Annotated in this window: 20 protein-coding genes; 8 read left to right on the top strand and 12 right to left on the bottom strand. The window is 44.4% G+C overall.

Annotated elements, in window-relative coordinates:
* Positions 1 to 24 precede the first annotated feature (24 nt).
* The 4 genes from ACO1NU_RS10860 (at position 25) to ACO1NU_RS10845 (ending at position 6211) form a co-directional block, all read left to right on the top strand.
* Entirely contained in the window at positions 25 to 2142 is a 2118-nt protein-coding gene (locus tag ACO1NU_RS10860; protein WP_448818499.1) for a prolyl oligopeptidase family serine peptidase, read from the top strand.
* A gap of 9 nt (positions 2143 to 2151) precedes the next feature.
* Positions 2152 to 3390 (top strand): sensor histidine kinase, encoded by a 1239-nt coding sequence (locus ACO1NU_RS10855; RefSeq protein ID WP_448818498.1) that lies wholly within the window; start codon positions 2152 to 2154, stop codon positions 3388 to 3390.
* A gap of 143 nt (positions 3391 to 3533) precedes the next feature.
* Entirely contained in the window at positions 3534 to 4529 is a 996-nt protein-coding gene (gene pdhA, locus ACO1NU_RS10850) for a pyruvate dehydrogenase (acetyl-transferring) E1 component subunit alpha (protein ID WP_448818497.1), read from the top strand.
* A gap of 32 nt (positions 4530 to 4561) precedes the next feature.
* Entirely contained in the window at positions 4562 to 6211 is a 1650-nt protein-coding gene (locus ACO1NU_RS10845) for a 2-oxo acid dehydrogenase subunit E2 (protein ID WP_448818496.1), read from the top strand.
* Positions 6212 to 6255: 44 nt separating this feature from the next.
* Here the strand turns inward: ACO1NU_RS10845 and ACO1NU_RS10840 are convergent, their stop codons facing one another.
* The 3 genes from ACO1NU_RS10840 to ACO1NU_RS10830 are packed head-to-tail and all read right to left on the bottom strand — an operon-like array spanning position 6256 to position 8182.
* Positions 6256 to 6717, bottom strand: coding sequence for a pyridoxamine 5'-phosphate oxidase family protein (locus tag ACO1NU_RS10840; protein ID WP_448818495.1), 462 nt, complete (start codon positions 6715 to 6717; stop codon positions 6256 to 6258).
* Positions 6717 to 6944, bottom strand: a complete 228-nt coding sequence (locus ACO1NU_RS10835) for a ferredoxin (protein ID WP_448818494.1) — start codon at positions 6942 to 6944, stop codon at positions 6717 to 6719. Before ACO1NU_RS10835 ends, ACO1NU_RS10840 begins: the two co-directional genes overlap by 1 nt.
* On the bottom strand, positions 6944 to 8182 hold the full coding sequence (locus tag ACO1NU_RS10830; RefSeq protein WP_448818493.1) for a peptidase U32 family protein: 1239 nt from the start codon (positions 8180 to 8182) through the stop codon (positions 6944 to 6946). Before ACO1NU_RS10830 ends, ACO1NU_RS10835 begins: the two co-directional genes overlap by 1 nt.
* A gap of 122 nt (positions 8183 to 8304) precedes the next feature.
* Between ACO1NU_RS10830 and ACO1NU_RS10825 the strand changes: the two genes are divergently transcribed.
* Together ACO1NU_RS10825 and ACO1NU_RS10820 are read left to right on the top strand one after the other, a co-directional pair.
* Positions 8305 to 9078 carry a threonine/serine ThrE exporter family protein gene (locus tag ACO1NU_RS10825; RefSeq protein WP_448818492.1) on the top strand — a complete coding sequence of 258 codons (774 nt, stop codon included), beginning with the start codon at positions 8305 to 8307 and terminating at the stop codon, positions 9076 to 9078.
* A 1-nt stretch (position 9079) separates the two neighbouring features.
* Complete coding sequence (locus ACO1NU_RS10820) at positions 9080 to 9577, top strand: threonine/serine exporter family protein (protein ID WP_448818491.1); 498 nt, start codon at positions 9080 to 9082, stop codon at positions 9575 to 9577.
* Here ACO1NU_RS10820 and glgP read toward each other — a convergent pair.
* From glgP to ACO1NU_RS10795, 5 genes are all read right to left on the bottom strand, one after another.
* Positions 9574 to 11229 (bottom strand): alpha-glucan family phosphorylase, encoded by a 1656-nt coding sequence (gene glgP, locus ACO1NU_RS10815; protein ID WP_448818490.1) that lies wholly within the window; start codon positions 11227 to 11229, stop codon positions 9574 to 9576. The genes ACO1NU_RS10820 and glgP overlap by 4 nt on opposite strands.
* 69 nt (positions 11230 to 11298) lie before the next feature.
* Complete coding sequence (locus ACO1NU_RS10810) at positions 11299 to 12600, bottom strand: class II aldolase/adducin family protein (RefSeq protein ID WP_448818489.1); 1302 nt, start codon at positions 12598 to 12600, stop codon at positions 11299 to 11301.
* An 86-nt stretch (positions 12601 to 12686) separates the two neighbouring features.
* On the bottom strand, positions 12687 to 13910 hold the full coding sequence (locus tag ACO1NU_RS10805; RefSeq protein WP_448818488.1) for an FAD-dependent oxidoreductase: 1224 nt from the start codon (positions 13908 to 13910) through the stop codon (positions 12687 to 12689).
* Positions 13911 to 14183: 273 nt separating this feature from the next.
* Positions 14184 to 14540, bottom strand: coding sequence for a helix-turn-helix domain-containing protein (locus ACO1NU_RS10800; protein WP_448818487.1), 357 nt, complete (start codon positions 14538 to 14540; stop codon positions 14184 to 14186).
* A 204-nt stretch (positions 14541 to 14744) separates the two neighbouring features.
* Entirely contained in the window at positions 14745 to 15344 is a 600-nt protein-coding gene (locus tag ACO1NU_RS10795; RefSeq protein WP_448818486.1) for an OmpA family protein, read from the bottom strand.
* Positions 15345 to 15661: 317 nt separating this feature from the next.
* Here ACO1NU_RS10795 and ACO1NU_RS10790 point away from each other — a divergent pair, with 317 nt between their 5' ends.
* The gene (locus ACO1NU_RS10790) at positions 15662 to 16387 is read left to right on the top strand and encodes a CPBP family intramembrane glutamic endopeptidase (RefSeq protein WP_448818485.1); all 726 of its coding nucleotides are present in this window, start codon (positions 15662 to 15664) and stop codon (positions 16385 to 16387) included.
* Here ACO1NU_RS10790 and ACO1NU_RS10785 read toward each other — a convergent pair.
* From ACO1NU_RS10785 to ACO1NU_RS10770, 4 genes are read right to left on the bottom strand one after another with little or no spacing between them, the layout of a single operon-like run.
* A complete protein-coding gene (locus tag ACO1NU_RS10785) occupies positions 16384 to 17598 on the bottom strand; it encodes an AGE family epimerase/isomerase (RefSeq protein WP_448818484.1) in 1215 nt (404 codons plus the stop codon). The two genes, ACO1NU_RS10790 and ACO1NU_RS10785, sit on opposite strands and share 4 nt — an antisense overlap.
* The gene (locus ACO1NU_RS10780; protein ID WP_448818483.1) at positions 17573 to 18769 is read right to left on the bottom strand and encodes a glycoside hydrolase family 130 protein; all 1197 of its coding nucleotides are present in this window, start codon (positions 18767 to 18769) and stop codon (positions 17573 to 17575) included. Before ACO1NU_RS10780 ends, ACO1NU_RS10785 begins: the two co-directional genes overlap by 26 nt.
* Before the next feature lie 21 nt (positions 18770 to 18790).
* Entirely contained in the window at positions 18791 to 19924 is a 1134-nt protein-coding gene (locus tag ACO1NU_RS10775; RefSeq protein WP_448818482.1) for a glycoside hydrolase family 26 protein, read from the bottom strand.
* Positions 19921 to 21327: an MFS transporter gene (locus tag ACO1NU_RS10770; protein WP_448818481.1), complete on the bottom strand. Its 1407-nt coding sequence runs from the start codon at positions 21325 to 21327 to the stop codon at positions 19921 to 19923. The genes ACO1NU_RS10775 and ACO1NU_RS10770 overlap by 4 nt, the downstream gene beginning before the upstream one ends.
* A 211-nt stretch (positions 21328 to 21538) precedes the next feature.
* On the opposite strand from ACO1NU_RS10770, the gene ACO1NU_RS10765 reads away from it, so the two are divergent.
* On the top strand, positions 21539 to 22399 hold the full coding sequence (locus ACO1NU_RS10765) for an AraC family transcriptional regulator (protein WP_448818480.1): 861 nt from the start codon (positions 21539 to 21541) through the stop codon (positions 22397 to 22399).
* The last annotated feature ends 4 nt before the right edge of the window (positions 22400 to 22403 follow it).

Below are 22403 nucleotides of genomic sequence, written 5' to 3'. Positions count from 1 at the left end.
AAATTCATACACATACATTCATAGATGAAAAGGCTTCTTACATTAATCCTTGCTTCCGGGATATCCTATACCGGTTACGCGCAAAACACTCAATCTAAAATGCTAAACTATCCTAAAACTAAGAAAGATAATACTACAGACACTTATTTCAACACCGTTGTAGAAGACCCTTATCGCTGGTTGGAGAACGACATGGCTGAAGACACCAAGGCCTGGGTAACCGAACAAAATGAGGTTACACAGGGATATTTATCGAATATCAGCTTTCGCGATAAGATTAAAAGCAGACTGGAAACGCTCTGGAACTACGAGAGGATAAGTGCACCGTCTAAAGAAGGTGACTATATCTACTTTTCGAAAAACGACGGACTTCAGAACCAGTCTGTCATCTACCGCCAAAAAAAAGGTGGCAAGCCGGAAGTGTTTCTGGATCCGAACAAGTTCTCGACTGATGGCACTACGTCACTTGCCGGGCTGGATTTCAGCAAAGACGGAAGCTTGGCTGCTTACCAGATATCTGAAGGAGGATCTGACTGGCGCAAGGTTATTGTAATGAAGACAGCAGACAAGAGCATCGTTGGAGAAACCCTTATAGATGTAAAGTTTAGCGGAATCGCCTGGAAGGGCAATGAAGGATTCTACTACAGCAGCTATGAAAAACCTAAGGGTAGTGAGCTTTCTGCTATGACGCAGCACCACAAGCTTTACTACCACAAGCTGGGTACTCCTCAAAATCAGGATGTATTAATTTTCGGCGGCGTAACAACGCCAAGAAGGTATATCGGAGCTTATATCACGGAAGATCAGCGATTTCTGGTTATTTCGGCTGCAAACTCAACTTCCGGAAATGAGCTATACATTCAGGACCTTAAAAATCCTTCGGGAAAAATTATCAGCGTAGTTGCTAACATGACAAATGAGCATCAGGTACTGGATGTATCAGGAAATACGCTATTTATAGAGACGAATCTAAAAGCTGCAAACAACCGTGTTGTTAAAGTGGACTTCAGCAATCCGGCTCCTCAAAACTGGGTTGACGTTATCCCGGAAACGGTGAATGTGCTTAGTGCTAGAACCGGCGGCGGCAAATTGTTCGCAAACTATCTGAAGGATGCGACATCTCTGATCATGCAATACGACATGAACGGAACGCTTGAGCGTACAATTGACCTGCCAGGCGTAGGAACAGCTTCTGGTTTCGGAGCCAAGAAAACGGAGAACGAATTGTACTTCACTTTCACATCTTACGTATACCCTCCAACGATTTTCAAGTATACCATTACAACAGGAAAATCAGAGCTGTACCAAAAATCCGGAGTTAAGTTCGATCCAGCTTTATACGAGTCAAAGCAAGTTTTCTATAATTCAAAAGATGGCACAAGAGTTCCGATGATCGTCACTTATAAAAAGGGAATTAAATTGGATGGAACGAACCCGACCATGCTTTACGGCTACGGGGGCTTTAACATCAGCCTGACCCCTGCATTCAGCACATCGAATATCATTCTGCTTGAACAGGGTGGGATTTATGCGGTAGCAAATTTACGTGGTGGCGGTGAGTATGGTGAGAAGTGGCATGTCGCCGGCACAAAGCTGCAGAAGCAGAATGTTTTTGACGATTTCTTGTCGGCTGCCCAGTATCTCATTGACAATAAATATACATCCAGCGCACGACTGGCTATTGCAGGCGGATCTAATGGCGGGCTCCTTGTAGGCGCAGCCATGACTCAGCGCCCTGAAATGTTTAAGGTGGCGTTCCCTGCTGTTGGGGTTCTTGACATGTTACGCTATAATAAGTTTACTGCGGGCGCAGGTTGGGGATATGATTACGGAACAGCAGAAGACTCCAAAGAGATGTTTCAGTATCTACTGAATTACTCTCCTTACCACGCATTGAAGAAAGGCGTGGCCTATCCGGCGACGTTGGTGACAACAGCAGATCATGACGACCGGGTTGTTCCGGCGCATTCATTCAAGTTTGCGGCACGTTTACAGGAATTCCATTCTGGTGATAACCCGGTTCTGATTCGTATTGAGACGAAAGCAGGTCATGGCGCGGGGAAATCAACCGCTCAGGTTATTGCTGAGCAGGCCGACAAGTGGGCTTTCATGTTTTACAACATGGGACTAACTGTAAAATAGCCCTGAGATATGAATCCGTACGAACAGAAACGACGCTGGAAATTCCTTTTGCTGGCCTTCGCGGTTGTTATCGCGTCGGCCTCGCTCTGGTATACAAATTACCTGGTAAAGAACATCGCGGTTTCAGAACGTACGCGTGCTGAGGTATGGGCGATGAGCTTTAAAAAGATTATTGAGATAGAGGATATCAACGATGAATATCTGACAGTCATCTTCTCTATTCGCGATAGCTTGTCTATGCCGACGATTGTTACTGATGAACGGGATAGCATTATCTACTGGAGGAGTCTGGACAGCACGAAGACGAACTTCCAAGTGGAAGACAATGGGCGGGAGTCGGCCATTTTTACCAGGAAGATCCATGATCCCGGATACTTCAAGGCCCAGCTGGCAGAAATGAAACGCCAGCATATCCCGATCGTGATCATCAAGGAAGATGGCGAAAAGTGGTTCGTGTACTACAAGGACTCCCAACTACTTACACAGTTGAAGGTTTTCCCCTATATCCAACTGATGGTGATCGGTCTATTTCTGATGGTGGCTTATACGGTATTCAGCTCTTCCAGACGATCGGAGCAAAACCTCGTTTGGGTGGGGATGGCGAAGGAGACGGCTCACCAACTGGGGACGCCTATATCCTCACTGATGGCCTGGATCGAATTACTGAAATCGAAATTTAAAGCAGATGAAGACCCACTTATCCTGGAAATGGAGAATGACGTGCACCGGCTCGAAATGGTTGCTGATCGCTTCTCCAAGATTGGCTCAACTCCTAATCTGCACAGCCATCCGGTATATGCCGCAATAAAGGAATATGTTGATTATTTCAAAGTTCGAACCAGCGAAAAGATTAAGTTCAAGGTGTCGGGGGACCAGGAAGTGGAAGCGCTGATGAATATCCCGCTTTTTGAGTGGGTTATCGAAAATCTAATGAAGAACTCGGTCAACGCGATTGAGGGGGAAGGTTCTATAGAGATTCAGGTTATTGAGAACCTCGTTAAAGAGCAGGTTTTCATTGATGTAATTGACAGCGGAAAAGGTATTCCGCGAATGAAGTTTGAAACTATCTTTCAACCGGGATATACAACCCGAAAAAGGGGCTGGGGACTCGGGCTCTCTCTCACAAAGCGGATTGTCGAGAACTATCACAAGGGCCTCATCTTTGTTAAAGATTCAGAACCGGGCGTCGGCACTACGATCCGGATCGTCTTGAAAAGCAGCACCCGGTATGAACCAGCGACAGATTGATCTGGCATAGTGTATTAATTTCAAAACATTGCAGATCATAATTTTTAATAAACGATATTAGCGCAAACACGTAAATCGGCGGCGCATCTTCTTTTTTTGGGAAACTATAATTAGATTTGCGTTCCAAAAAACACATTATAACAATGAGTTCAGTAGAAATTACTAAAGACACCTATCTGCACTGGTATGAATCGATGTTGCTTATGCGCAAATTCGAGGAGAAGACCGGTCAATTATATGGACAGCAGAAAATCAGAGGTTTTTGTCATTTATATATCGGTCAGGAAGCTGTTGTAGCAGGTACCATGTCAGTGTTAAAACCAGAAGATTCTTTGATTACTGCATACAGGGATCACGCGCATGCAATCGCAAAAGGCGTATCTCCTAATGCTGTTATGGCAGAAATGTATGGAAAAGCTACCGGAAGCTCTAAGGGTAAAGGTGGATCAATGCATATTTTTAGTAAAGAACATAAATTCTTTGGCGGACACGGAATTGTTGGTGGCCAGATTCCTCTGGGCGCTGGAATTGCTTTTGCTGAACAGTATAGTGGTACTGACAGTGTTTGTGTTTGTTATATGGGAGACGGAGCCGTAAGACAGGGTGCTTTGAACGAGACCTTCAATATGGCGATGATCTGGAAGTTGCCCGTAATCTTTGTTTGCGAGAACAACGGATATGCTATGGGAACCTCCGTAGCCCGTACAACCAACATGGAAGATATCTACAAGATCGGACTTGGGTTTGATATGCCTTGTGCTCCTGTTGACGGTATGGATCCGGTTGCTGTGCATAATGCGATGGATGAAGCTGTTCAACGTGCACGTGCCGGCGAAGGACCTACGTTCCTGGAAGCGCGTACATATCGTTACAAAGGCCACTCGATGTCTGACCCTGCAAAATACAGGACTAAGGAGGAGCTTGAGAACTATAAAGCTAAAGATCCGATAGGCGTTGTTAAATTGGCTATTGTTGAGAACAGTTATGCTGATGATGCCTGGTTTGAGGAAATAGATAAAAAGGTTAAAGCTATTGTTGACGAAGCTGTGAAATTTGCTGAGGAGTCTCCATGGCCGGATGCTTCTGAAACTTATACTGATGTATACGTTCAGGAGAATTATCCTTTTATCAGAAACTAGTTAATTGTCAGACAAACAAACCGCACGAAAACATGGCTGAAGTAGTTAGAATGCCGAAAATGAGCGATACCATGACAGAAGGTGTTATCGCTAAATGGCATAAAAAAGTTGGTGATAAAGTTAGCACAGGTGACCTGATTGCTGAGGTTGAGACCGATAAAGCAACAATGGATTTTGAATCCTATCAGGAAGGTACCTTGTTATATATTGGAGCTGAAGAAGGCTCAACTGTTCCTATCGACGCAGTTATTGCTGTGTTAGGTGAAGAAGGTGAAGATTATAAATCTGCATTGGAAGGAAATTCTACTGGTGGCGCCGAAAAGGCACCGGCCAATGAAGCAGATAAGCCGGAAACAAAAACTCCAGAAAGCGAGTCAGAACCCGCTTCTACAGATGAAGGTATAGACCCTGAATCTGTAGGTGCAACAGTGATACGTATGCCTTTACTAAGCGATACGATGACTGAGGGAGTTATTGCTGAGTGGCATAAGAAAGTTGGTGACGAAATTAAGAGTGACGATACCTTAGCCGACGTTGAAACAGACAAGGCGACGATGGAAGTTACTGCGTACGCCGAAGGTACTTTACTTTACATTGGTGTTGAAAAGGGCGAGGCTGCGAAGGTAAATGATGTTATCGCCATCGTTGGTAAGCCAGGCACAGATGTACAGCCTCTATTAAAGGGTGGTTCTAAGCCGAAATCTGCTGATGCAAAAGCGGAAGAGCCTAAAGCTGAAGCCAGAAAAGAAGAAGTCGCAACTGCTACATCTTCTGATGCTGACTCAAGAGTTAAAGCATCACCTCTGGCTAAGAAAATTGCTAAAGACAAGGGCATTGACCTTTCTCAGGTAAAAGGAAGTGCAGAAGGTGGCCGAATTGTAAAGAAAGATATTGAAAGCTTCAGCCCGGGTGCTAAGCCTCAAGCTGCTGCTCCTGCTACTGAAGCTCCTGCTAAAGACTCTAAGGCTGCAGCCCCTTCTATTCCTCAATTTATCGGTGAAGAAAAATATACTGAAAAGCCTGTTACTCAAATGAGAAAGACTATCGGCAAGAGATTGTCTGATAGCCTCTTTACCGCTCCACACTTCTATGTGACTATGTCTATCGATATGGATAGTGCGATAGCTGCACGTGCGAAGATGAATGAGTTTGCTCCGGTTAAAATATCATTTAATGATATCGTGATCAAAGCTGTTGCCGTTGCGTTAAAGCAACATCCTAACCTGAACTCTTCATGGAGAGGAGATAAGATCCGCTATAATGAGCATGTGAACATAGGTGTTGCAGTTGCTGTGGATGAAGGTCTGTTGGTTCCTGTTGTTCGCTTTGCGGATGGCAAATCCCTTTCTCATATATCTGCAGAGGTGAAAGACTTCGCTCAGAAAGCTAAGAACAAGAAACTTCAACCTGCTGATTGGGAGGGCTCTACCTTCACGATCTCTAACCTGGGTATGTTCGGCGTAGATGAGTTTACGGCTATCATCAACTCTCCTGATGCTTGTATTCTTGCAATTGGAGGTATCTCACAGGTGCCTGTTGTAAAGAATGGTGCTGTTGTTCCTGGCAACGTTATGAAAGTAACGCTTAGCTGTGATCACCGCGTGGTTGACGGCGCACAGGGTGCTGCGTTCCTTCAGACATTAAAAGCTCTCATCGAGGAGCCAGTAAGACTACTTGTCTAATTGGAGACTTGGATTTATCTGATAATACAAAAAAGAGCGATCAATTAATGATCGCTCTTTTTTTGTTTAGGCATCTCCCATTTTATCTTCTTACCGAAGCCGAGCGTATTGTCTGTGAACTTGATCCAATTGAGTGCGATAGTCCATATCTCTCCGCCCATAGCAAGTGCGAACGGATACTTGGCGTAATAGGTCTTTTTTAAATCAGATAGGCACTGACCTTCCGATACAATTAATCGCCCTTTAAACTGGATACCCTTGATCTTACCTGTTTGAAGCTTATCTGGTAAAATGGATCCTCCAACCAGGCTGTTGGCAAGAGATTGCTGGATATGATCGGTCTTCTCTGATGACTTAAATATAAGCATGTTATGTTCTTCACTGTAAGCATAGAAGCATGTGGCACAGTGAGGCTGATCCTGAAAGCTTGTTGCCAGAGTAAAAACGGTCTGAGACTTGAAAAAATCAGCAATAAGCTGGTCCGGTTTAGATGATGGTTCTTCCATTATAATAGTTCTACTTTTATACAGTTTACAGGACAATGTGTCGCTGCTCTTAAATTATCTTCCAACTCATCATCTGCCACACGGATACTATAAACACCTTTCTTTTCTATACCCTGGACGAGAGTCACCTTACCATCCTTCCTCGATATTCGCCATCGGTAGGAGGCTGCTTCTACACAGGCATTACAGCCAATACACTTAATTCGATGCTGGATAATTCGTACCATTAGATTTCTTCCAGCTTGTAAAGCTTATCTGAGGGCCTCACTTTCTCATTCAGCGGTATCGAGAAGGTTTCTCCCTTTGTAACTGTATCTCTTGTCTCATTATCAACTCTGATCTCTTCCACTGTTGACCAAACAACACCTGTTGTGGGACCTGTTATCATGATCTTAGCCCCCTTTTTCAAAGAATGTGCGTCTAGTTGAAACTCCGCAACTGACGACTTATCAAAGTACTTTATCCCCCTGCCGATATAGGTTTTCTTTTGTGTAGCTTTTGATCCATAAACGTCGCTCCACTCTCCCATTTTACGACCGAGATAATACCCATCCCAAAAACCCCGGTTGAAGACTGTTGACAATCGGGTCTTCCATTCTGCGAATAAACCAGGTTCATAGTTGCCGCTGTTGTAAGCGTCAATAGCTTCCCTATAGCAGCAAACGACTGTATGAACATAGTCAGCGCTCCGTCCGCGTCCTTCAATCTTAAGTACAGATACACCTGCATCAAGGATCTTATCCAGGAAATCAATAGTACAAAGATCTTTCGCTGACATGATGTATTCGTTATCAATTTCGAACTCCGTTCCGTGTTCCTTCTCTGTAACGATATAGCTCTTCCGGCAGTTTTGAATACATGCCCCGCGGTTCGCCGATGCAAAGTCTGAATGTAGACTGAGATAGCACTTACCGGACACGGCCATACATAAGGCACCATGTGCGAAGATCTCAACCCTGACAAGCTCTCCTGATGGCCCTGTGATCTTACGACGTTCTATGTCGCGGGTTATATTGGAAACTTGCATGAGACTAAGCTCCCGCGCCATAACCATCACATCTGCGTAGGCAGCATAAAATTCCAAAGTATCAATATTGGATATATTCGCCTGTGTGGATATATGTACCGGAAAACCGATCTTTTTAGCGTAGTTTAAAACTGCGTGATCCGACGCAATGACCGCAGAAATACCACTGGCATGGGCAGCATCAACGATCCTTTTCATCAGGTTGATATCATGGTCATACAAGATAGTATTGAGGGTGAGATAGGACTTAATTCCTGCAGAACGAGATATAGCGGCTATTTTGGTAAGATCATCCAACGTAAAGTTGCTACTCGAACGAGCGCGCATGTTCAATTGTTCGATCCCAAAGTACACGGAATCTGCCCCTGCCTGAATAGCCGCCGTTAGCGATTCGTAAGAACCGGCAGGTGCCATCAGCTCTATTTTCTCTTTAAACATAAATATGGTAAATTGTATACTGCAAAACTTCCCATTTTTTTCATATAAAAATATGACGGGCGTCAGGTATGCTTAAAAAAAAGAGTTCTAATTTTACGCCGCAGTCAACTACTGCAATGATCATGGCAATTCCGACAGAACAGAATGAAATAAAGCAACTTGGATCTACCTTATTGAATGTTGGGACTTTGTTACTTAGCGCCGGAGCAAGCACTGGCCGGACGCGTAAAACCATAAACAGGATCGCAGAATCCTTTGGATACGAAACCGACCTTCTTGTCTCACACCGGACGATCATGCTTACCATAAGGGATGAACAAAACGATTTTTTCTTCAACAATCTGAAACGCTCTCCTCCACATGGGGTGAATTTTAAATTGCTTACAGGAATTAGTCGGCTTAGCTGGCAGGTTGTAGAAGACGACTTAACGATCCAACAGATTAACGACCAGTTAGCAAGGATCTCGGCACTCCCGCATTATCCGCGTTGGGCGGTGCTCTTATTCGTAGGCTTAGCGGGATCGTCTTTCTGCAGGCTTGCAGAGGGCGATGCGTTGGACATGCTTACTGTACTTATTGCCACAGTTTCAGGTCTGTTTGTCCGCCAGGAGGCACATCGGTTAAAGTTCAACCCCTATATCTGTATCTACTGTGCTGCCTTAACCGCATCTTTCATTGCAGCCAGCGCGTATAAATTTGGTGGCGGATACATCCATGAACCAGCGTTTTCAACCTCGGTACTTTTCCTGATCCCAGGGGTACCTTTGATAAACTCGTTTTCAGACATGATCGATGGTAATTTGAATAACGCCATGATTAGAGGAATGAATGGGTTCATTATATCTTTCGCAATTGGCTTAGGTCTGCTCACATCCATGTTTATTTACGGACTCTGATATGGAACATGTTATCTTGTTAGAAAAGTGCATTTGGTTAGGCATGGCTGCTGTCGGCTTTGCAGTATTGTTTAACGTTCCAAGCCGGGCCCTCGGCTACATTGGGATTATGGGAGCTTTGGGGGGTATACTTCGAGTACTTATGATACATAATGAGATCAGCGTAATTGTAGGAACGCTGTTCGGAGCCACACTTATAGGTTTCCTGAGTATCTATTTCGCCCACAAAAGCCACTGTCCCCCTCCGGTCCTGGCTATACCTTCGGTGATCCCAATGATCCCGGGAAAGTTCGCCTACAAAATGATGATAGGATTAATTGAGCTCTCAGGAGACATCGATCCGGTTACTTACACTCACATCATGTCTGAAACGCTGAATAACTGCCTCAAAGTTATGTTTATCCTTATGAGTATTGCAGGAGGTGTAGGCATCCCCCTTCTGATCGCCCGAAGAGACACAGCAAAGGGGATGCGGTTAAAGAGAAGATCCTGGAGCTAAGGCTGAGTGTACATTAGGCGATAGTACTCTGCAGCCATTCTTCCAGATTCAAATGCGGGACACACATCTCTGGCACTGTTCTTTACTATACTGAGCCATGAGCTACGATTTTCGTAATACATAGGAAGGATTACATTCTCCAGCTTTTCAAGCAGGCGAACAGACTCAATATGGTCTTTCTCTTCCTGTGAAAGATGGTCATCAGCAGGATCAATGAGAAAGCTATTTTCCATGTCTTTAGCAAACTCCGGAATCCAACCATCTGGAATAGAAAAGTTAATGCTCCCATTGATTGCCGCGGTCATTCCACTCGTACCCGACGCTTCCCTGTACATCCGGGGGTTATTCAACCACACGTCTGATCCCTTCTTTAGCAGAGCCGAAAGTCCGAGTTCGTAGCCTGTCACCACAGCGCAATTTGCAAACGGCTTAACCCGATCAATTATGCTGTTAAATAAGTCTATTGCTCCATAATCTTCAGGATAGGGCTTCCCGGCCCAGATTATTTGAATTGGATGAGTACTATTATTGATCAGGTGAAGAAAACGACACCAATCTTTCATGATCATATCTGCCCGCTTATAGCTGGCAAAACGTCTCGCCCAGACAACGGTTAGTACATCTTCATTGAAAAGCTTACCCGTCTGGTCAGCGACCAGCTTGAAAAGCCGATTCTTCAACTCCTTCTTTCGTTCAGACAATTGAATGTCGTTACCAGATTCAAGTGCCTGTTCAAAGATTTCGTCCTTCCAGTATGATTTATTTTGTGCATTTGTAATCGAAGTAATCTCGCAAATACCAAAATTTGATTTCCACATATCTCTCGATACCGTACCATGAAGTTTTGACACCGCATTCGCCTTCCGAGCGAATTTCAACGCGGCAAGAGTGTAGTTCAGATGATCTCCATCAATCCCCAGTAGTGATTTTACCTCATGGTTCTGAAGACCACAGAAGAATGACATATCCTGAAGAATATTATAACTATGAGACTCATTTCCGGCAGCCTCAGGGGTGTGAGTGGTAAATACAACCCGCTTTTTAACTTCCTCAAGGTTCTTAAACTTAGAGTAGAGATGAAAATTAAGCGAGAGCGAATGGCCTTCATTCATATGATAGATATCTGTATGCCTGCCAAGGTGCTCCAATAAGATAGCTCCTCCTGTACCTAATAGGATCGATTGAGCGATACGAGTCGCTTCATTTGAATCGTACAGGCGGTTGGTAATGCTCCTCGACATATCATCATTTTCCGGCAGATCCGTACTCAACAGGAATAAAGGTGCGGACCCGAAAGTTTCTGGCCTTAGAAGCCACGCTTTTACCCGGACAGGGGAATTATGCACGAGAATAGTAAATATGATGCCGGTATCCTCCAGAAAAGAATAGCTCTTCTCTACGTAACCGGGTTTCATCCTTGCATTTACGTCCCTCTCTTGGTCATAGTATCCGTACTTCCAAAGAATTCCTATACCAATAAGGTTTTGCTTCAATTCAAAGGCACTACGCAAATGTGAGCCTGCAAGAAAACCTAAGCCACCACTGTATATTTTCAGCGACTGATCTATAGCGAACTCCATGGAGAAGTAAGCTACAGATTGGGAATACTCTGGGTTAATCTCGTAAGGAAAGATATCTTGTGCATTTATCATAAAGCAAAATAAGAATTAAAATAAAAAATCCCATCTTTTCAGACGGGATTCCTTAGCTAATCGATGATTCTACTCTTTTATAAAAGCTTTTCGAAGCTCCTCAACCTGTTCATTGCTGATAGGCACCATGGACCCAAGAGATGAGCACATTACAAGCGATTTGGCACTAAACTCCGCCACTTCGAGATAGTCGAAGGTTTGCAATAACCCGTTACCAGTAACGACAACACAGTCATTCTTTACCAATACAGCCGGGTTGCTCTTGGAAACCATCGTCGGAATTTCAGCTCTGCCGTTGAATTGAACACCAAAGTCGAGCGTGTGAACATCCTGTAGGAATATCCAGCTTTCTGGAATAGTTCTTACGTTAAATGATGCTCCGGTTACTGAGAAAGCCATCAGATAAGGCGACTGAGTCAGAATAATCGAATTGATCTCCGGGTGCTTAGCATAAATATCCTGGTGCAAATAGGTAGACCGACTTGGAACTTTACCTTTTTCGCGCTTACCATTCTTAATTTGAACGATATCATCTGGAACCATATCCCAACGCGGAACATTCGTCGGTGTAATCAAGAAAGTGTCATCATCAACACGGGTAGAAATAGTTCCGTATGAACTGATCATCAATCCTTGTGTACAGGCTCTATGAACTATTTTGCATATTTCGGCACGCTTCTCCCGCTCTACAGATGAATGAAACGTCTCCTCCATTTCGGGAAGAAGTGCTGGAATCTGACTTTCAAAAGCATCGATATCATCATCGTTCAGATATGCCGGCGTTCCCACAGAGTTTCCATAAAGTATTGTCCTCGCAGAAAACTCCAGTGTTTCAAATCTTTGGAAGGTGTCCACAAGGTCAGAACCTCCTACTACGGTTCCATGGTTTTCCATAATGACCGCGTTATAGCCGCGAGTGAACTCACTGGCGATTTTCGAACCCAGGGCTTCACTGCCCGGCAATTCATACTCAGCATACCCTATCGGTCCGCAAACATGTTTCGCCTGTGAAATGATATTGGTATTTGGAATAGTACGTGCAATACTAAACGATACCAGAGCGGGTGGATGTGCGTGGATAATAGCTTTGATGTCTGGCCTTATCTGATATATAGCGCGGTGAAAAGGATGTTCTGAAGATGGCTTGTGATTACCAATAATAGTTCCGTCCTTCTTTATACATACGATGTCTGTTGGTTGCAAAGAGCCTTTATCAACAGCAGAAGGTGATATCCAGATATCCCCATTGTCGTCGATGATAGAGATATTTCCTCCTGATGTGGTGGTTAACCCCCGTCTGTATATTCGAGTCATAACCATTGTTATCTGGTCACGTGGGTGCATCAAACGGGTATCCAAAACTTCATTCATAGCTTAATTTTTATTTTATACAAAGAATATAAATCTAAGAGTGTAAACAAGTGACCTGCATCATTTATACGAGACATTCTCTTTGATTATCGCTTTAACTGACCATTGATATCAACGGAAACGTCAAACGGTCTTAAGTAACTATTGAAAAGGACAGCGAACTCGCGGCGGGTTATCTGACGCTTTGAATTGAATTCTCCTGGAAGCTTGAAAGATATCTTCCAACCTTTCTCAATCTCCTTATCCAGCTCTGACCCTCTCTGCGCAGTAAACTTGATGAGGCTCAACAATTGTTCCATCGTCATTTTGTCTGACTTGTTATCCAGGAACCAGATCTGGCTCCGGGAGTAGTATTCTTTCACCGGAAGTCTTATATCTTCCGTCGACACCGAAGAGTCTGGTAGTAAATAGATTTGACCGTTACGTACTTTACCTTTAATGATCCCGGTAAGCGCAAGCTGCTGAATTGCTAAAGAGTTAGAATCCAGGGGTACAATGTCAGCAAAACCAATCAACCTGGACCTGTAAGTCATGAGCTCGCTCTGAATCAGCCGGATGTTGAGCTTGTCTGTCGTTGTGTTAAAGAAAGAACAATAGGCTGCAATTGCTCCGGCAGCCTGGCCGGTTGAAAAACCTGCTGTCTCGCCGGGTGTCATTCCCCAGGCATATACAAAGTTCTTCAGTGAACTCAGGAAAAATTTAGCTGGGGTAGTTGCCGGGAGAACCGAAACGTCGTACGGTATCGTCACACTAGTCCGGTAAAGTTGATGCAAATATGATAGAGAATCCAATTGCCTCACCGGGTCCTTTAATCCCGCTATTGCTGAAGCCTTTCTACCTGCAGTGGCATCCACAATAATATCGGCCTTAATCACTGCTTTAGAACTTTGCACTTCCCACCCTTTTCCAGACTTCTTAATGCCTGACACAGCTGAGTTCCTGATAACTGTAAGATTTTTAATGGTATCAGTCCAACCCTTTAAAATGGTAGCAACGTATTCGGGTGAGAGTGCTTGTGTACTCTTAACAGGATACTTCTGTAAGTCCTCAATTTTTGACAGAAGATCCTTCACGACTCCAGAGGGATTTTCACGTTCTTGTTGTTTGATTACTACCGAGGTACTGGACCCTTCGTCCAAAAGTACTGTTTTAACCCCCGAATGGGCGGCCTGTATCGCTGCAGCTATGCCCGATGGAGAGGCGCCTATAACTAAGACTCCTGATTTAAGTGTTTGTGAGGATGCGACAGTATGAAAAAGCAACAGTAAAAGTACACCTACATACTTATTTAAATGCCGGAAATTAATCATATCGGAAGACTCATATAATTAGGAATTGCAATATAAACATTAAAACGTTCAGCGGCGAAATGGTTTCGCTGAGAGAGTTGTTATTAATAGAGGTACATTAAATATCCCTGGCACGTGTTTAAAAAACAACAAAACACATCAGGGCGGTTATAACGGATCATATGAGATCATCCAAAGATTGCATGATTCAGCGGGAGATGCTGCTTACAGATAAGGAACGAGGTACCCTGTCATCGACAAGTATACCTCGCCCACAAGCGGCTTAGGTGCCCTTCAGATTGCGACAAACAATTTATCTTGCTTCATTAGGTTATAACTCTTCAAGAGCTTATCGTATTTATTTTTCCAATATTCACTGTCATCATGGTGATTTTCCATGCTAAACGGTTCAGAAAATTCCTGCGATTGAAAATCAAAGTCTTTCTTTGAAAAAATTGAAGGCAGTTCAACCGAAAAGTCATGCTTTGTTATGCAGCCGATCCGGTAGATAATCTCTGACCGCAATTGCGGTTGGCTAAACCAGTTATAAACAGATCTTCTGTTCACTTTCATTAAACGGGATATTTCACTAATGGAGTGGCCTTCCCGTCTGATCACTTTTTCGACAATTTTTCCGTGATTCGTTTCCATGAGCGTCGTATTTTGTACCAATATATAGCTTCCGATTCTCCATTTTACATCGGGAAACACCTATTTTCACCGATACAAATACCTGATATTAAGCACACTAAAATATTAGCGCATAAATACACTCCTGAACGTGTTAGCTTGCTGATAAAAAAAGCCCCTGACCGGTCCGGCTAGGGGCTTAGCTTAATAAACTAGTTTTATCTGCTATTGAGCATTCTGACGAGCCTCGTTCTTCAACTGCTCATTTGCAACGATGACAATCTCAACGCGTCGGTTTTGAGCTCTACCAGCTTCGGTACTATTGTCCGCGATTGGTTCCGCCTTACCTTTACCTGAAATGGTTATACGGGACGCGCTCACTCCATTTGCCACCGCCAGCGACTTCACAGATTGTGCACGTCTCTCAGACAGAGAATAGTTGTATGTATCAGAACCAACGTTATCCGTATGGCCGATAACCATAATGTTGGTTTCCGGATTATTCTTCATTGTAGCAGCAAGGCTCGCAACGTTGGACACTCCTGCACTCTTAAGATCTGATTTGTTGAAATCAAATAAAATTCCATCGGTGAACTTAACAATAAGTCCTTCTCCAGTCTTTATAACTTCAGCACCTGGAACGTTCTGCTGAATTTCTTCGGCCTGACGGTCCATCTTGCGACCAATAAATGCTCCTGCAGTACCGCCAATGGCACCACCGATGATAGCACCTACAGCTGTATTACCAGCCTTTTTACCAATTATTGCTCCTAGTGTTCCGCCAGCCGCAGACCCGATTGCCGTACCTTTTTGAGTTTGAGTCATCTGACTACATCCAGATATCACAAATGACGCTGCTGCAATCATTATTGTGTAAGTAGCTAATTTAATGTTCATGATAATTTATATGTGTTTAATGAAATAATTCAAATATGGTGCCACAAAACAGGAAGCATCACACCGATACCTAGAAGTACTTACAACGTTCGTTATTTAAAATATATGCGGCTTCTACCTGTGAAACTGTCCCAATTTCTAGTCACTTTCTGACACAAACATAAATATAATCCAACAATCATAAATCGTTTTTACATTATTTAACAGGTCGGGCGAAACACAATTTCATTTACCTTTGCCCACATATGATCGCCTCTTCATACCTTTTAAGTGCCCTGATGCAGTTCGTTGTCGTTCTTCCCTTTCTTTTCTTCGGGAAGCCGAGGTTTTCAAAGACTGAGTACCGCTTTCTGGGCATTTTTGCCATCTTGTTTCTCCTTTGGTCCGTATTAACCAATGGTCTGGCAAGCATCATTGTTAATGAACATCAAACATGGAACTGGATAGGAAAGATTGCCGGACTGCTGCTGGGAGTCTTCTTCGTATACCGAAACAAGTTGATATCGAAGGGTGAGATCGGGTGGACGATAAGGTTCAACAAAGGCACATTAATGCCTGTGACATACACTCTGCTCCTGGTGCTTCTTGCGAGACTGATCATCTACCTATCGTTTGAGAGAGTAAATCCAAACTTTGATCTCGAAACTCTTGTTTTCCAGGGCACGCTGGGCGGATTGTGCGACGAATTAATGTTTCGGGGAATACTTCTGGCGCTTCTAAATCGCGTATTCCAGGCGAAAGAGGATTTAGCGGGCTATTCCCTCAGCTTCGGCATACTAATCAGCTCACTCCTATACGGATTGAGTCAGGGATTTATTCTCCATGACGGGTTCCATCTTCAGATCAACCTCGTCAGAATTCTATTCGGTTTCATCGCCGGTCTGATTGCAGCGCTGTTAAAAGAGCGTTCTGGTAGCCTGGTTCCTGCTGTTTTATTCCATAACGCCTGGGTACTGATAACTAACCACTAAGCTTTTAAGTGTTGAAGCCGATGGATAAGCTCCAGGCAGGCTCTGCTGTTATGATACGGGCACTTCCACAAACCCGCCTTATCCTCCTTGCTCATCACTTGCCCTTGTTCATCGCGGCCCCATATCCACTCACCGTGTACCGGATCGATTATGAACGCTTTTACATAATTCCAAACACCGAGAGACGCCCGCAAAAACTGCTCGTCGCCTGATATCTGCCACGCATTGAAAAAACCTACCATAGCTTCAGCTTGTACCCACCAATGCTTTTCATTCACAACATGCCCTCCTTCAGGATCAAGTTCATAGAGCATTCCTCCATCTGTGTCCAGGGCTTCCAGCGAAGCTCCGGCCATCTTAACAGCAAGATCTTTAACTTCATCAATCACATGCTCATCTTCGAGTACTTCTGCTGCCTCAAGTAACAACCAGGATGCCTCGATATCATGTCCGAAGGAAATGGCTGACGATTTTACAAACCAGTCTTCATCCATAAAAAGGTTAAGATGAAAGGTGTCTTTCTCTATGATATGCTGGCTGAAATTATTCAGCAGCGTTAGGATTTGTCGCTTAAGTCCCTCATCTTTCCAGACCCTGTATAAATTGGTGTATGCCTCCAGAATATGAAGATGAGTATTCATTGTCTTCTTTTCATTGGCGTCTTTATCACTTAACCTTTGGTCGGCGATCTCAGACCAATCCCTGTGAAAGGCCTCGAAATATCCCGTTCGCTGCTCGTCAAAACTATGTTCCTGAAGGTCGCCATAGAGCGAAATGGCTAAATTCACTGCTTGCTCGCTCTCTGCTGCACGCGAGTATTCAGCCAGTGCATAGATAACAAAAGCAACCGCATAAACCTGCTTTCTTGTACTAAGCGGATTACCCAGGCGATCAACAGTCCAGTAAACACCTCCAAACTCGGCGTCTATAAGATGGTCACGTATGTAATTGTACGCAAGATGAGCATGTTCCAGATGCTCACTATTTCTGAAGCTATTATATCCCGCGGAAAACGACCATAATATCCGGGCGTGAAGTACAGCTCCTTTTGCTGCTTCAGGATAGATATTCTGATCATGGTCTATCCTGCCAACAAAGCCTCCCCGGTCATCTGTAGCAAAGTTCATCCACCATGAAAGGATATGAAGAAGTTCGCTTTCAAGTTCTGGAAGGTAGGCTCGAAGCTCATCTTTTAACGTCGGGCTTTCCATCAATGCATTCTTTATTTCTATCAATTATGCGAAGAATCGACTCCACAGATGACTCTGATCGGTATCCGTCTTCAGGAGTATTTATTACATAGTCGACCAGCTGATCAATTGTACTGGTCGCAACATGCATGCGGGTGTCCGACGACGCATAATAAATGAACACTCTTCCATCATCCTCTGCGATCCAGCCGTTGCAGAACAAAACGTTAGATACATCACCTACACGCTCATCGCCCTGGGGCGCCAGGAAATATCCACCTGGACAGTATATAACCTTATTAATATCCTGCAGATCCGTCATGAACATGTACAACACATATCTCAAACCTGCTGCAGTGTTCCTTACACCGTGGGCAAGATGCAACCATCCTTTTTCTGTGCGGATAGGTGTTGGCCCCGCACCATTTTTTGCCTCGTACACCGTATGATAGGCTTTGTTGTGGATGATCACTTCCTCATCAATTACGGCGTCCTCCATTGAGCCGGAGAAACCCAGACCGATGCCGCCTCCCGAGCCAGCCTCAATAAATCCGTCCTGGGGGCGCGTGTAAAAGGCATATCTTCCTCCCACGAATTCAGGGTGCAGAACCACGTTTCTCTGCTGAGGAGAGGGAGTCCTGAGATCAGGAAGGCGCTCCCACTCTACAAGGTTCTTTGTCCGGGCAATGCCGCATGCTGCTACAGCCATCGATTGATCGCGTGCAGGTGCAGCAGGATCCTTACGTTCTGTACAAAATAAGCCATATATCCAGCCGTCTTCGTGCTCTGTAAGCCTCATATCATAAACATTGACATCGGGCTCCTCAGTTTGAGGCAAGCGCACCGGCTCAGACCAGAAAACAAAGTTGTCTACCCCGTTACTACTTTCTGCAACCGCGAAGAATGATTTCCTATCCGCACCCTCCACCCGTGCAACAAGCAAATACTTTCCCCTCCATTTGATGGCTCCCGCATTAAATACCGCATTAATCCCGAAGCGCTCCATCAAATATGGATTTGTCTGCTCACAAATATCGTATCGCCAGAATAGCGGCGTATGCGCCGCAGTAAGCACCGGATATTTGTAGCGGCTGTAAACGCCGTTTGTTTCTTCCAGCTTCTCGTTCTGCTTACTGATTAGTTTTACATACGAATTCTGAAGCTGCTCTAGTCTCGTCTCAAAAGCATTCATTATTTACAATTCTTAGGGCAATCATTTATAAAGGTTTAGTGAGCCGGCCTCTTTTCCAAGGACTATGCGCCCATTTTTGGTGAATTTCAAAAAATCTGGCGCCGAGCCGTGCCCACGATAAGGAGCATAATAGTGATAGTCTTTGCTATGTGGTCGATAACCTGCGTTGCGCCACACTAATACGTAGGAAACAGGCTGATTGCTGATTGATGGGTATAAAACCCCGGTCCACCAGTCCGGATCAGGAATCGTTTCGTAACCTGTCTCTGCTAACGCGATGAGCTTTCGTTTCGTCTTGGCTAGGCCGGCCAGAATATTCATCTTGCTCTCTGTTTCTTTTCTGAACCCCACCCCGTTTTCCTTAGGGCCAAACTGATACGTGTCGAAACTCAGTATATCTGCATATTCATCTCCCGGGTATCTTTCCAGAAACTCCTGTGAAGATGAAAAATCAGCCGTATTGAATACATATATCAAATTATGCACCTGATGCCGGCGGCTTAGGTAATCAAGAGTGAATACCCAAAGTCTCTTCATCTCTTGCGGACTGCATTCTCTCTTTCCCCACCAGAACCAGCTTCCCGTTAACTCATGAAAAGGGCGAAACAAAATGGGAACCAATTTCCCGTCCGATCCTTTAAGGTCCTTCATAAACAACGCAACTTTATCCAACCACTGCTTGTAAAGCTGATGCTTTGCTCCTCCCGGGAGAATCATCCCTACTGAGCCCGGAATGGTATCCCAGGCCGATTTGCCATTCACAGGGTTATCTAAATGCCAGCTGATCGTGTTTACACCACCTCTATCGTACACATCACGTATAAACTTCTTCATCTTTTCAAATGGAACAGAATCGAGGTTAACAGGTGAATCATTCTCCAGTCCAGCGATATCCCACCCATAAAGAGCGGGATGCTCGCCGGCCACATCTTTGATATCGCTTCGATCAGCGTCATACTTCCAGCCAAATCCATAGGCCAGCGCATCCTGGTGCCCAAACAGAATTTTTGTTTCCCTCAGCTTAAATAAGTTCTTGTACAACTTCTTAGTTTCCGTACTCGCTTGCTTGTCTGCCAGTTGCTGTGCCACGGCGGTTTGGCAAACACTTAGAGCAAGCACTGCATACACCCATTTAACCATTGTCAATCGACTCATATTTCAAGCTTTACATGATTTTTTCTTTTGCTCTCCAGCTCATCCTCTATATGTTGAAGCTTTTCCTCTGTTAGCGGATAGAAGGCTATGAAGACAACCGACAATACGGTGCCGATAGCCGGCAAAACACTCAACATCAACCTGATCCCCGATTGAGCTACCTCAGTCTGTTCCACATTGGCCTGAAAACCGTAATATCCCAGGAGCCATCCCGTAGCGGCCCCTCCAATGGTCCAGCCAAATTTCTGAGACATCGACGAAGAAGAAAATATGAGCCCCGTCGCTCTTCTGCCATTCTTCCATTCTGAATAATCTGCAATATCTGCATACATAGACCATAGCAACGGGAAGATACAACCTGCACATATACTGATCAGAAGCTGAAATACCATGATCCAGACCAGGTGCTCCCTGCCGAACATATAAAAAGTCAGACTGAGAACCGTAGCGATCGACATCACGAGCAAAAACGTGTTCTTTTTACCGATGCGGGCAGAAAGAGGGGTCGCCATAATTACCCCGATGATATTGGCAGCTTGTCCTAGAACCAGATAGAGTGTGGTGAGCGACAGATTGATTCGGGCAGATCCGAGTGCAAGGTCAATATGACTATCCTGCCCGATGTAATATTTAAAATAGAAAGCTGCTCCCCCGTCGCGGATAGAATTAAAGATCAGGGCCGATATTCCTGCCCCGAGCAGAATCCACCAGGGACGATTAGCCAATAGATTCTTCATGTCTTCCCTCAGGTCATTCTCAGTTTCGTTCATAGGTCTGACCCGCTCCTTAGTCCATGCAAAACACAGCCAGAAGAAAACAGATGCAATAACAGCGAAGATCACAATCGATAAAAACCATCCCTGCTGAGGGTCAGACTTACCACCAAGCAAGTCGATCAGCGGTTCTATCAGCGCCAGAGCAAGCAGACTACCACCAAACGCAAACACCATCCTATAAGACGAGAGGGCTGTACGCTCGATCCTGTCAGATGTCATCACCCCCATTAGCGAAGCGTAGGGAACATTGATCAGCGAATAGATCATCATCATCAGGGAATAAGTCACATAAGCATAAATCAACTTCCCTGACTGTGTAAAATCCGGCGTGTAGAACGTAAAAAGAGCGATCACTGCAAATGGAATAGCTACCCATAAGAGATACGGTCTGAACTTACCCCACTTGCTCGATGTGCGGTCAGCCATGACCCCAACCACGGGGTCACAAAAGGAATCCCATACTCTGGTAATGAGAAACATCGTACCCGCCGCAGCGGCCGATATACCAAAAACATCGGTATAGAAAATGAGCAGGTACATACTGAACAGCTTCCAAAACATAGATGAGGCAGCGTCGCCGAGGCCGTAGCCGACTTTTTCTTTAAAAGAGATCTTTTTGACGTTCATTAGGTGGGCTGGTTCGATTGGTTATAGATCAAATGTAATATCTGAGGAATGCTTTTATCAATACTTTTTTAACCTAAAAAAATGAATTCTTAGCCCAAGGCCAGGAAGGGTGAATATTTCAACTTGCAGGATATCCAAAGAATGTCGACAATCCTTATATTAGTGATATATACTATTTTATCAACTAACCATATCACATATGAACGGGATAATGAAAGAAATTACTCCCCTTACATCGAACGATTGTTTTACAATCTTCTCGCGTGTAAAAAAGGAGTTTAACTTCCCTCTTCACTTCCACGAAGAATTCGAATTGAATCTGATCCTAAATGCCAAAGGAGCAAAGCGAATAGTCGGTGACCATATAGACGTGATCGACGACATTGAGCTTGTACTGGTCGGATCTAATCTCAATCACGCTTGGTTTACTCATCAATGTAAGAGCGATGAAATCACGGAGGTCACCATCCAGTGGCACAAAGATCTGTTCGACGACAAGCTTCTCAAGCGAAACCAGCTTCGGCTGATCCGGCAAATGCTGGAACGCTCGATGAAAGGGATTGCATTCTCGGCAGAGACCATCAGGAATATCAGCCCACGGATACTTACGCTAAATCAGAAGAATGGATTTGATTCCGTTATGGAACTGATCAGCATCCTGCATGACCTGTCGTCCTCCCGAAATATGCGAACCCTGTCCGATAGTTCTTTCAGCGACTTTCATCAGCCCAGCAACAGCAGGAGGATTGAAAAAGCATTTGAATACCTGAACAATAACTACGACAAACAGATCAGTCTGAAAGAGATCGCCAAGCTCGTGAACATGACCGAGGTATCCTTTAGCAGATTCATTAAAAAAAGAACGGGCAGTACGTATATCGACTCATTAAACGAAATCCGCCTCGGACATGCATCCCGGATGTTGATCGACACCACTCATTCCATCGCCGAAATCTCCTTCAACTGTGGCTTCAATAACATTTCGAACTTCAACCGCTTGTTTAAGAAGAAAAAGAACTGTACACCAAAAGAGTTTAGAGAGAGCTTCTCCGGCAACAGGATCTTCATCTGAGCTT

Source organism: Arcticibacter sp. (assembly GCF_053551015.1).
The sequence above is the reverse complement of the archived record's forward strand: the minus strand, read 5'-3'. Positions and strand labels throughout refer to the sequence as shown.

What these genes read in the sequence shown, in the direction of transcription:
- pdhA (WP_448818497.1), top strand. Translation starts at nt 3,534, where the DNA reads ATGAGTTCAGTAGAAATTACTAAAGACACCTATCTGCACTGGTATGAA.
- ACO1NU_RS10810 (WP_448818489.1), bottom strand. Translation starts at nt 12,600, where the DNA reads ATGAATGAAGTTTTGGATACCCGTTTGATGCACCCACGTGACCAGATA.
- ACO1NU_RS10825 (WP_448818492.1), top strand. Translation starts at nt 8,305, where the DNA reads ATGGCAATTCCGACAGAACAGAATGAAATAAAGCAACTTGGATCTACC.
- ACO1NU_RS10765 (WP_448818480.1), top strand. Translation starts at nt 21,539, where the DNA reads ATGAAAGAAATTACTCCCCTTACATCGAACGATTGTTTTACAATCTTC.
- ACO1NU_RS10775 (WP_448818482.1), bottom strand. Translation starts at nt 19,924, where the DNA reads ATGAGTCGATTGACAATGGTTAAATGGGTGTATGCAGTGCTTGCTCTA.
- ACO1NU_RS10790 (WP_448818485.1), top strand. Translation starts at nt 15,662, where the DNA reads ATGATCGCCTCTTCATACCTTTTAAGTGCCCTGATGCAGTTCGTTGTC.
- ACO1NU_RS10795 (WP_448818486.1), bottom strand. Translation starts at nt 15,344, where the DNA reads ATGACTCAAACTCAAAAAGGTACGGCAATCGGGTCTGCGGCTGGCGGA.
- ACO1NU_RS10780 (WP_448818483.1), bottom strand. Translation starts at nt 18,769, where the DNA reads ATGAATGCTTTTGAGACGAGACTAGAGCAGCTTCAGAATTCGTATGTA.
- ACO1NU_RS10770 (WP_448818481.1), bottom strand. Translation starts at nt 21,327, where the DNA reads ATGAACGTCAAAAAGATCTCTTTTAAAGAAAAAGTCGGCTACGGCCTC.
- ACO1NU_RS10835 (WP_448818494.1), bottom strand. Translation starts at nt 6,944, where the DNA reads ATGGTACGAATTATCCAGCATCGAATTAAGTGTATTGGCTGTAATGCC.
- ACO1NU_RS10855 (WP_448818498.1), top strand. Translation starts at nt 2,152, where the DNA reads ATGAATCCGTACGAACAGAAACGACGCTGGAAATTCCTTTTGCTGGCC.
- glgP (WP_448818490.1), bottom strand. Translation starts at nt 11,229, where the DNA reads ATGATAAATGCACAAGATATCTTTCCTTACGAGATTAACCCAGAGTAT.
- ACO1NU_RS10830 (WP_448818493.1), bottom strand. Translation starts at nt 8,182, where the DNA reads ATGTTTAAAGAGAAAATAGAGCTGATGGCACCTGCCGGTTCTTACGAA.
- ACO1NU_RS10820 (WP_448818491.1), top strand. Translation starts at nt 9,080, where the DNA reads ATGGAACATGTTATCTTGTTAGAAAAGTGCATTTGGTTAGGCATGGCT.
- ACO1NU_RS10805 (WP_448818488.1), bottom strand. Translation starts at nt 13,910, where the DNA reads ATGATTAATTTCCGGCATTTAAATAAGTATGTAGGTGTACTTTTACTG.
- ACO1NU_RS10785 (WP_448818484.1), bottom strand. Translation starts at nt 17,598, where the DNA reads ATGGAAAGCCCGACGTTAAAAGATGAGCTTCGAGCCTACCTTCCAGAA.
- ACO1NU_RS10800 (WP_448818487.1), bottom strand. Translation starts at nt 14,540, where the DNA reads ATGGAAACGAATCACGGAAAAATTGTCGAAAAAGTGATCAGACGGGAA.
- ACO1NU_RS10845 (WP_448818496.1), top strand. Translation starts at nt 4,562, where the DNA reads ATGGCTGAAGTAGTTAGAATGCCGAAAATGAGCGATACCATGACAGAA.
- ACO1NU_RS10860 (WP_448818499.1), top strand. Translation starts at nt 25, where the DNA reads ATGAAAAGGCTTCTTACATTAATCCTTGCTTCCGGGATATCCTATACC.
- ACO1NU_RS10840 (WP_448818495.1), bottom strand. Translation starts at nt 6,717, where the DNA reads ATGGAAGAACCATCATCTAAACCGGACCAGCTTATTGCTGATTTTTTC.